Consider the following 1,000-nt stretch of genomic DNA (forward strand, 5'->3'; position numbering starts at 1 on the left):
GCTGGTCAAGACCCCGGTGATCGTGGCCCGCGGCGAATAACCCGACGACGCGCCGCGATTCTCAGCCGAGCCGATCGGCAATCTCCTTGGCTGCTTGATGAAGAACCTTGGCCACCTGGCCGCACCGCGACTCCGGCAGGCGGTGCTGCGGCGCGGCGGCGTTGAGCGCCAGCCGCAGCCCCGGCGCCTGGGTCGGTATCGGCACCGCCACCGACGCCACCCCCTCCTCGCTCTCCCCGCGGTTGACCGCATAGCCTCGCTTGCGGATCCGGGCGAGCTCGGCTTCCAGCGCGCGGCGACTGCCGATCGAGCGCTCGGTGATGCGCTCCAAGGTCTCGTCGGACAGCAATTGATGCAGTTCCGGCTCGGGCAACTGGGCCAGCATGGCCTTGCCTGTCGAGGTGCAATGCGCCGGCATCGTTCGTCCCAACCGGGACGCCACCCGTACCGCGGTCGGTCCGTCGACAGCGGCGATGAAGCGCACCGCGGCACCGTCGAGCATCCCGACATGAACAGTCTCCCGCAACCGTTCGCTCACCGTACGCATGATCGGCGTCGCCGTTCCGGCGATGTCCAGGCGGCCGAACACCGCGAACGCCACCCCGGTCAGCGCAGGACCCGGCAGATAGGCCTTGGTCAGCGGGTCTTGGCGCACGAAACCGCGGTAGGCCAGCATCGCCAGTAGCCGGTACGCGGTCGAGGAGGCGACGCCCAGGTACCGGGTGGCCTCGGTCAATCGGATTTCGGGTTGCTCGCCCAGCAGCAACAGCAGTCGCAGCGCCTTATCGACCGACTCGATCGGGTACTGCGGCGCCTTCCCCTGACCGTTCTGCACAGCAGAAACACTACCCGTGTCGGTCGGCCCCGAAACCGGACGTGCCACCGGGCCCGCCTTCGCGTGGCCCTGCCGCCGCCGGCCCGTCACGGCCGGTCGGGCATGCTGGTTGCATGACCGTGGACGTCGTGTTGGAGTCGATCCCGCCGCTGGCGATGTATCTCG

The 1,000-nt window shown here is 69.0% G+C and carries 1 protein-coding gene; it reads right to left on the reverse strand.

Going from position 1 to position 1,000, the window contains the following annotated elements:
* Positions 1-61: 61 nt before the first annotated feature.
* Positions 62-835 (reverse strand): IclR family transcriptional regulator, encoded by a 774-nt coding sequence (locus F6Q13_RS17865; protein ID WP_293059412.1) that lies wholly within the window; start codon positions 833-835, stop codon positions 62-64.
* Positions 836-1,000 lie beyond the last annotated feature (165 nt).

It is taken from the genome of Mycobacterium sp. (genome assembly GCF_008709575.1).
GTDB lineage: Bacteria > Actinomycetota > Actinomycetes > Mycobacteriales > Mycobacteriaceae > Mycobacterium.